The sequence below is a fragment of the Collinsella sp. SGI.180 genome (assembly GCF_050313455.1).
GTDB lineage: Bacteria > Actinomycetota > Coriobacteriia > Coriobacteriales > Coriobacteriaceae > Collinsella.
The window spans coordinates 1-8824 of the sequence record NZ_JBNPLL010000028.1; the positions used below are offsets into that span (position 1 = coordinate 1).

The following is an 8824-nucleotide window of genomic DNA, read 5'->3' on the forward strand; positions in this document are numbered from 1 at the left end:
AGTCATGTGCCTGTTCACCTGGGAGAAAGCATGCCAAAGGCAGCGCTGGACCATGGTTTGCGGCCAGGTCTCGCGCACGGCCTTGGCGAACCCGCCGTCGGGGGCGAGCGTGGGCCAGACCTCCCGGAACTCGGCCGTCCTGCTCCTGAAGGCCCGCCCGCCGCAGCAGGGGCAATAGACGGTCTTCATGGGCACCTCTTCCGAAAGGGTTTTTAACGGTTCCGGAAAAGTTTATCTGCCTGCGGGAACGATAGGCAACCGGACACACATTCTGTCCGAGCGGTTAAAAAAGGGGCATCGACCTGCGCCGATGCCCCCCAACAGGACACACGTTTTGTCCTATAAGCCTTAGCCATCAGATTGCCTGCACAAAAAACATGGCCACCCGCAAAGGGTGGCCATGTAAATTCTATCTGCAAGAAATCTTTTGCGTGCGTGGTGTGCTTTCGCGCATTCAGTCATGCGCACCTTCGCGCTTTCACACTCTAGCACGTTCATGCGTTCATGCGTTCACGCTTTCCGCATTCTCGCGTTCGCGCTTTCATACTGGTCTATTCGCCTGTGCGAATTACCACGTGCGGGAATTCATCTGGCGGAACTGAGCAACGGTTGGAGCGTGCGAATTCATGCCGCCGTCAACGTTGATAATCTGTCCCGTGGTGTAGACACTTTCATCGGAGCCAAAATATACGGCTGCATGAGCAATGTCTTCTGGGCAACCGTAGCGGTTAACCATGATGCTACCCAAGAAGATATCTTTGAGCATCTGAGGAACCTTCGCCTCGTTTTCTGGCGTAACAATCAAGCCTGGACGGATGCAATTGCAGCGGATGTTGTCTTTGCCGTATTGCAAGGCAACGTATTGCGTGAAGATGTCTACGCCCGCCTTGGCGCATGCATAAGCGGTAGAACCTAAGTCGCCTGCACATGATGCCATAGAGCCAATGTTTACGATTGCGCCGCCACCAATTTCTTTCATGTAGGGGATAGCGCACTTCGTTGCATAGAAGGTGCCGCGCAGGTCGCTTTCCAAAATAGCGTCCCACATTTCAAGGGTGAGCTCGTCAACACGACCGTCCTTGAGGGCAACGTTTGCTGCATTGTTTACCAAAATATCGAGCTTGCCGTATTGCTCTACAGTGTCTGCAATAAGCGCTTCGATGCTTGCTGGTTCGGTAATGTCGAAATAGTGGAAGCTTGCCTTGCCGCCTGCTTCAACAATTTGATCAACTACAACTTGGCCTTTTTCGGCACGACGACCACTAATAACAACCGTCGCGCCCTCGGCTGCGTATACCTTTGCGATACCGATGCCAATGCCGCTGGTGGAGCCCGTTACGATAGCAACTTTGCCTTCGAGTCTACCCATTGTGTTCCCTTTCTCGTTCAAATAATCGATAAGGTATTTTTATTCCTTTTTCGCGTTTTTGTGAATATTTGCATAGAAAAAGCGGATGGCAGTCGTGGGGATTTCGGCAGGAAGGGAAGGGGCCGGCCGCGTTGCGTGCACTGCCGTATTCTTTTCTGCAGGAAAATATGTTGAGCTGCTCGTTTTTCTGTTTGAATAGTAGACAGATTTAGCATGGTCAGAGGCTGCTGGCAAACAATTTACTCCCTCAACAAAACGCTTGCTCTCTGACATGCCATGCTCGCGCACAAAGTTGGGGCCTTCCCAGACGGGAAGGCCCCTTTGCTGATTATCTTAGCGCTTCATTTCAATGGAGCTGCACCAATGGTATCCGTGCTTATTTATAGTTGTTGCGCTTTCTGAACGTGAAGAGCGCCCCAGCACCGGCAGCGATCGCAACGCCGCAGATGCCCATTGCATAGAGGGCGGCGCTATCGCCGGTGTGAGGGAGATTGGATGCAGACTTATCGGAGTCGACCCCGACGATGGTCAGCTTGGCATCGTCGATGTTCACGATGAACTGGTCGGTCACATCGTTGCCCTCGGCATCGGTCACGACCGCCTGACCGCTTTTCGTTACAGGGTACTCGCCTGCATCGGTGCCCGTTGCAGAAGCCTCAACGCCGGAAACGTAGAAGGTCTGACCATTGATATGGAACTCCAGGGTCTCGAAACCGGATACGGACTTCTCGGTGCCGTCGTAGGCCACGGACTTGGAGTTAGGAGTGAGGGTGATCTGGTACTTCTCGCTACGGTCGGTAACGGTCAGGGTTCCGTACGTCTTGTTGATCTGATAGTTGTCCAGATTGGTTCCCTCGTTGGGGATGCATTCGAATGCATTCTCAGAGGAGCCGACGATCTTCTGCGAGCCGGTGAAAGAATAGGTGGCACCTTGGCCATCGACCCAACCAGTATCCCGGGCAGCCTCCCCAACGGTGACCTTGTGATTGGTCAGGGGCTCGCCGTCGTACTCCTTCGAACCACTCGCGGAGGTCAGGGTGACCACACGTGGTGTGATCTCCACTATACCTGTTTCAAACTTGGTAATATTGTAAGAGTCGGGACTACCCTTAATAAATATTATCTCAAACGTATTATTATTCGTTATGCCAACATTGGTCCGAGAACTAGTCGATATGCAATAAACATCGTCAAACGTAGCAAAACCAGGATCAACTGATACGGGACAGGCAAGAGGTTCGCCGTCATAGGTTTTTGAGACGTTTGTGGACTTAAGAGTTACGTTACGCTTTGTAATCTCGATTTCGAATCGTTCCTCATCCACATCACCTCCCGAAACCACCAAGGTCACGTGGCCGACTTGAGTTCCCATTACAGAAACGGTCTTGTGATTAGGATAAAGATTATCAAGATACGAGATTGTGACATCTCCACCGTCATTGTCACGAATATAATCCCATTTATATTCAGACCTTGATGTCATATTGGTATATTGTGCAGCAACGCCGTACTGAATCTTATCAGGGCCTTTGAATGCATTGCCAACGGGATCGCTTACCGCCCCGCCCTCATCAGCGAAAGCTGCGACGGGCAGAAAAGATGCTGCCAGCACTGCCGCCAGCATCACCCTCGCAAATCTTTTCGCAAGCGATTGGGAGAGAACTGCAGTTTCGACCTCTCCCCATTTGGAGAATTTGGCATCCATGAAGCTCATGTATGCTCCAATCGTATCGAATTGAACCAACGTAAAACGCAACACGACGTACAGTGTGTTGCTGCGTTTTTTCGATTTGGTAAAGAATAACCGAATCTTTGTTGGCTATGCGTCGTTTGAATGTAATTACCTCTCTAATAAATCATATTTGTTACTTTTTTGCACCACCAAACCAGATTCTGCCTCCTTCGAATTAGGCACCCACCCCATCAAGACCGCGAAGCATCCCCGCCCAGAGCAAGCCCGAGCCGAGCAAGGGACATGCCCGAAAATAATTCTCTGTTAACATGAAATGCAATGTTGCAATAGGGAACGCACGCTTGAATTGGAGGATACGATGAAGATACAGGTTAAAGAGACCTTGGCCAGGCGCCGGACGGTTTTCGTCCTCACGCTCGCAGCCATCGTCGGCGTTTGCGCTTTCACCTTCTCCGGCACCCAGAATTACGCCTGGGCTGAAGGCGAGGGACCCATTGCCACTTGGAATAGAGTCCTAACGCCGGGATATGTCGTTCCAGAAACAGGTGGAAAGAACCTTCCGCTTGAAATAAAAGTAGCTGGCTCGGGCGATCACCTGGAGGCCCATATCACGAATAACGGCGGAGATAAAATTCACCCATCTGTCCTTGAGTTGACAACGGAAGATGGATCAGTATTAACCGCCTATTTTGGTGAAGATATTCTTCCTACCAATCAAGCAGCATCTCCCATTAAAGGCTCGAAACCCACTACCCGATTCACTAAAGCAGAGCTTTACGAAACCGTCACCGTGACCTTCAATATGAACAGCCACGGAACCCAGATCATCAACCCCATTACGGTCAAGAAGGGGACGTCCGTCACCCTGCCCCAGCCCACAGACCCGAATTATGACTTCGGCGGCTGGTTCACCGATGAGAGCCTCACCACCTCGTTCAACGGCACCGCCGCTACAAGCATGACCGTCTACGCCAAATGGACCGAAAAGGAAAAGGTCACCGTTTCCTTCGAATCCGAATTCGGGACCGCACCTGAAGCCGTGACCGTGAACAAGGGCCAAGTCGTCGAACTCCCTGACCTCGGCACTGACGGCGACTACTCATTCGTTGGCTGGATTCCTAAGGGCTCCGAAGGCACCGATCCCCTTAAAGGCGAATACACAGCTAAAGAAAACATCACTTTCACGGCTGTCTGGGAAACTCCCTCCACTCCCATCATCGAAATGGTCGATGTCACCTTCGACATGAACGGCCACGGCGACAGTGTGACCAAGCAGACCGAGAAGGGCAAGCCCATCACCCTTATCGATGACCCCACCGCCGAAGGCTATACCTTCAAAGGCTGGACCTACGACAAGGAAGGCAAGCAGGCCTTCGACCCCAAGAAGAACGCAGACCAGGACACCACCCTGTACGCCCAGTGGGAGAAGAATGCCGACTCCGCTCCCACCAACTCAACAATCCCCCGGACCGGTGACAACCAGATGGCACTCGTGGCATCCCTTTGCTTCAGTGCAGCAGCCCTGATAGCAGTCGGCATCGCGTTAGCCGCGTATCGCAAATGCAAGCACGCATAAAGCATACGTGACGTTACCGTTCTAATTCTCGATCTAAACAGAGGGGAGTCCCGCGGGACTCCCCTTCCCATTCGCGTACCTAATTACGCTGTTCCTACTAAAATTGGGAATTCTATTCCCAATCTTCTCCTATTCCCACTCTATGAATCGAAAGTGCGGGCATTTCCATGTCGTCTCGTATTTTATACGGAAAACGAACGTGGCGATACACGGCGATACTCAACGGCACAAAAGTGAGACAAAACTGCTCTGATAATCGAAACTCAAATGAAACTCAAGGGTGTTGAGTTTCATTTTTGTCCCAGTAGCAAAAAGGGCAGGGTAGAGCGGCCAAATCCTCCCCTTTTCAGGTGATCTGAAGCGGCATCACATGCAAGCCACCAGCGACAATTGCAAACCTATAGTTAAAAACTCTCTCCAGTTTGCTCCGGTTTGTCGCAGTTTGTTTTAGTTCGCCCAATTTATACCCAGTCTCAAAAATTGCCGAAAATCCATGGGGTCAAATTTGAGTCACGGATATCCATACAATTTTGGTCATTCTCTGGGGTCACGCTGGGTCACGGCCTAACCGGATATCCAATCGGAAAGGACGGCTGCCGTCTCGCGATTGGCGGAGTAGTGCATCCAGCGGCCGTCCTTGCGGCGGCTGACCAGCCCGGCGGCGCAGAGTTGCTTCACATGGTGGGAAAGGGTGGGCTGGGTGATGTCCATCTGCTCAAGAATCTTGCACGCGCAGATATCGTCCTTGTCCTTGATGGCCTGGTAGATGCGCAGGCGCGTGGGGTCGCCCAGCGCCTTGAACGCCGCCGCGAGGCTCTCGTTGTCCATGGTTTCCTCCTGTCTGTCTGGCAGCTTCAGTATATCACGCAAATTCATATATTGACATATATCTATGTGACTCCTATATTGTCGTCTTAACATAGATATATATCGATACATCAATATGAAAGGAGTCCCAATGGAATCCATCGGAACGTTCATCTTGGACCAGGTGCTGAAGATGCAGTGGCTGAGCGAACTGATCGCCGCCTTGCTGGGCGCGCTAGGCATTGACGCAGCGGGCCAGTGGGGCGGCACGCTCCACTTCTTCATCTATGACACGGTGAAGATCGTCATCCTGCTGTGCGTGCTCGTCTTCGCCATCAGCTACATCCAGAGCCACTTCCCGCCCGAGCGCAGCCGCAAGATCATGGGCCGCTTCAAGGGCATCTGGGGAAATGTGGTGGGAGCACTGCTGGGAACGGTGACGCCGTTCTGCAGCTGCAGCTCGATCCCGCTGTTCATCGGGTTCACCCGCGCGGGCCTGCCCCTGGGCGTCACCTTCAGCTTCCTCATCAGCTCGCCCATGGTGGACCTGGGCAGCCTGGTGCTGATCATGAGCATCTTCGTCCCGGGCGTTGCCGTTGCCTACACGGTGGTTGGCCTGCTCATCGCCATCGCCGGCGGCACCGTCATCCAGCGCATGGGCATGGAGGAGCACCTGGCCGACTTCGTCCGCGGCGACGCGCCGGCGGACGCCGAGCTCCTGTCCATGACCGTGGCCGAGCGCCTGGCCTATGCCCGCAGGGAGACCTGGGGCACGTTCAGGAAGGTGTTCCCGTACATCCTGCTGGGCGTGGGAATCGGCGCCTTCATCCACAACTGGATCCCCGCCGAGTGGATCGAGCTGGTCCTGGGCGACGGCAACCCCTTCGCCGTGGTGCTGGCCACCCTCGTCGGCGCGCCTATCTACGCCGACACATTCGGCGCCATCCCCATCGCCGAGGCCCTGTACTACAAGGGCACGGGCCTGGGCACGGTGCTGGCCTTCATGATGAGCGTCACCACGCTGTCCATCCCCAGCCTGACCATGCTCTCCCGCGTCATCAAGCCGAAGCTAATGGTGACGTTCGTGGGGCTGTGCATCGTCGGCATGTGCATAAGCGGCTACGTGTTCAACTTCCTGCAGCCGCTGTTCTAACCGGTTAGGAGCCCGCACGGTGCGGGCGCGTCGAAAGGAGAAATTGTCATGGGATTGTTCGGATTCGGAAAGAAGAAGGAAGAGAAGGCCGCCGTTCCCTGCGCGTGCAATGATGGCGCTCCGCAGATGAAGGCAGAGCCCTGCGGCTGCGGAGGCGCCCGCCAGGTGAAGGTGCTGGGGTCCGGCTGCTGCCACGAGCTGAACGAGAACGCCCAAGCGGCCATCGCCGAGCTGGGGCTCGAGGCGGAGCTTGAGTACATCACCGACATGGACCGCATCATGGGCTACGGCGCCATGAGCCTGCCTGCGCTGGTCGTTGACGGCAAGGTCGTGTCCGCTGGCATGGTGCTCACGCCGGCGGAAGTCGCAGCGTACTTGAGGTAGGAGGAACCATGGAGATCAGATCGACCCGAGGCAACGCGATACTTTTCTGGAAGGTCGCAGACGGCGATACCGTGGAGGCCGGGCAAGTAGTTGCTTCCCTCGAGCAGGGCAAGGGCACGATGGAGGTCGTGGCACCGTGCGCTGGAAAGATTGGCATTGCCTGCAAGGGCGGCATGGTGTCCGAGGGCCAGCTCCTGGCGACGGTGGGCTGATGCTGAACGTCGTGAAGAGCCCCTACCGCACCGCTTACGAGAACCTCGCCTTCGAGCAGGAGCTTCTTCGCACGGGCACGCCCTTCCTTTTCACCCACCGGGACGCCCCCTGCGTCTCAGTGGGCTTCAACCAAGACATTGAAGCGGAAGTCGACGCCGCACTTGCCAAGGAGCTGGGTGTCGACATCGTCCGGAGGCAAAGCGGCGGCGGGGCGGTCTACCGCGACGAGGGGTGCGTGGCATTCTCGATGGCGGTGCCGCGTGATTTCCTTCCGCGCGCCATGGAGGTTCCCGAGCGGGCCCTGATGGCCCTGGGCGTGCCGGCCGTCCGAAACGACCGCAACGACGTCTACGTCGCCGGTCGCAAGGTATGCGGATGCGCATGGCAAGACGCTGGCGACCTGGTCGTGTTCCACGGCAGCGTGTTGTTCGATGTTGACCTGGACGCGATGGATCGCCTGCTTGCCCCCGGCAAGAGGAAGTACTGCGGCACCGCCATGAGGTCTGTTTTCGCCCGCGTGAGGAACATCAAGGATTTGGTTCCGCAGATGACAGCTGACGAGTTCCAGGGAGCACTCGAGAGAGCGCTCCTCGCCTCCGTTTCCTTGGGTGCGATGTGATTTCCGCCGGTCTCTTTCACGTGCGCCTCCGTCAGCTCCCTGACCGTGAGAAGCCTAGGGGGTGCGATCGTAATAAGAAAACCCCAGTTAAACTGGGGTTTTCTTATTGCACAAAGCCTATACGGGCTACTTTCACTCTATAGTTGAAAACTTTCTCCAGTTTGTCCCAGTTTGTCGCAGTTTGTTCTAGTGAATCCTATTTACACCCAGTCTCAAAAATCGACGTTTGGGCATGCGGTCAAATTTAGGTCACGGTTTTTCGGAGTGCCCGAGGCTTTTTCGTGGGTCACGTGAGGTCGCGAATAGCACCTAGTTCTTGGGTCCAGTCTTATGTTCGTTTAAGCAGACTTCAGGCGACATTGCACCGTGCGGCTACACATTTGATAGAATCTCCCCAGTCAATCATCGGAGGACAATTAGCGCAAGTGGCTTACATATGATGTCACCAACCTGCACGTTTGCAAAATGATTTGGACATTGTTCGTTTGGAATAATCGCAAGTGGCTTGGTGCTAATCGGTTATGAGTTTCAAATGTCCCCATTGGGACAATTTGTCCCGGTCGAGCTAATCCAGCAATTTCCTTGAATCTTGCAGTTTCTCGAGAGCCTTTTCGCAACGCTCCATGCACTTCAAGCTTTTCTTCATTTGGGAGATAAGCTTTTTGTCTTGACCGTTTTCCTTATTCGACAGCTTCTCGATTTCGGCGCGTAGCTCCTCTGCGCAGTTCTGCATTCCTTGTTGCGCTAGAGAGGCGATGTCGTAGCGTCCGTATTTCTTGACGGCGATTTCAGAGCAGAACGCTAGAAGCTTGGAACATTCGCTTTGCACGAAAGACTCGGACGATTGCACGGCAACGCTCGCCGCCGTGGTTACACCTGATCCCGCGAGGCCAAGCAACGCGCCTCCGCCTGTTAGAATCGCAGTTCCGCCAGCCATGCCCATGCCGCCAACTGCAAGCGAGCCTCCTCCGACGAAAGCCAGGCTGGCGCTAGTCAATGCTGCACCTGAG

At 54.6% G+C, this 8824-nt stretch carries 9 protein-coding genes and 1 pseudogene; 5 read left to right on the forward strand and 5 right to left on the reverse strand.

All coding sequences use genetic code 11. The annotated features are described in order from the left end of the window. From ACQRAP_RS08340 to ACQRAP_RS08350, 3 genes and pseudogenes are all read right to left on the reverse strand, one after another. Positions 1–189 (reverse strand): annotated as a pseudogene (locus tag ACQRAP_RS08340) (hypothetical protein); the annotation flags it as partial. A gap of 379 nt (positions 190–568) precedes the next feature. Then, positions 569–1369, reverse strand: coding sequence for an SDR family NAD(P)-dependent oxidoreductase (locus tag ACQRAP_RS08345; RefSeq protein ID WP_427795367.1), 801 nt, complete (start codon positions 1367–1369; stop codon positions 569–571). A 376-nt stretch (positions 1370–1745) separates the two neighbouring features. Next, complete coding sequence (locus ACQRAP_RS08350) at positions 1746–3083, reverse strand: LPXTG cell wall anchor domain-containing protein (protein WP_427795368.1); 1338 nt, start codon at positions 3081–3083, stop codon at positions 1746–1748. Between the two features lie 337 nt (positions 3084–3420). Here ACQRAP_RS08350 and ACQRAP_RS08355 point away from each other — a divergent pair, with 337 nt between their 5' ends. Further along, complete coding sequence (locus ACQRAP_RS08355) at positions 3421–4638, forward strand: InlB B-repeat-containing protein (RefSeq protein WP_427795370.1); 1218 nt, start codon at positions 3421–3423, stop codon at positions 4636–4638. Between the two features lie 564 nt (positions 4639–5202). On the opposite strand, the gene ACQRAP_RS08360 is transcribed toward ACQRAP_RS08355, so the two are convergent. Then, positions 5203–5466, reverse strand: a complete 264-nt coding sequence (locus ACQRAP_RS08360) for an ArsR/SmtB family transcription factor (protein ID WP_427795371.1) — start codon at positions 5464–5466, stop codon at positions 5203–5205. A 115-nt stretch (positions 5467–5581) separates the two neighbouring features. On the opposite strand from ACQRAP_RS08360, the gene ACQRAP_RS08365 reads away from it, so the two are divergent. Genes ACQRAP_RS08365 through ACQRAP_RS08380 form a run of 4 tightly spaced genes read left to right on the forward strand, consistent with a single transcriptional unit; the run spans position 5582 to position 7814 of the window. Continuing rightward, a complete protein-coding gene (locus ACQRAP_RS08365; protein ID WP_427795372.1) occupies positions 5582–6598 on the forward strand; it encodes a permease in 1017 nt (338 codons plus the stop codon). A 48-nt stretch (positions 6599–6646) separates the two neighbouring features. Next, on the forward strand, positions 6647–6982 hold the full coding sequence (locus tag ACQRAP_RS08370; protein ID WP_368019174.1) for a thioredoxin family protein: 336 nt from the start codon (positions 6647–6649) through the stop codon (positions 6980–6982). A gap of 8 nt (positions 6983–6990) precedes the next feature. After that, positions 6991–7194, forward strand: coding sequence for an acetyl-CoA carboxylase biotin carboxyl carrier protein subunit (locus tag ACQRAP_RS08375; protein WP_108726748.1), 204 nt, complete (start codon positions 6991–6993; stop codon positions 7192–7194). Beyond that, complete coding sequence (locus ACQRAP_RS08380) at positions 7194–7814, forward strand: lipoate--protein ligase family protein (RefSeq protein ID WP_108726747.1); 621 nt, start codon at positions 7194–7196, stop codon at positions 7812–7814. Before ACQRAP_RS08375 ends, ACQRAP_RS08380 begins: the two co-directional genes overlap by 1 nt. A 565-nt stretch (positions 7815–8379) precedes the next feature. Here ACQRAP_RS08380 and ACQRAP_RS08385 read toward each other — a convergent pair. Further along, positions 8380–8824: hypothetical protein (locus tag ACQRAP_RS08385; protein ID WP_427795373.1), on the reverse strand; the 445-nt coding region annotated here is incomplete at its 5' end.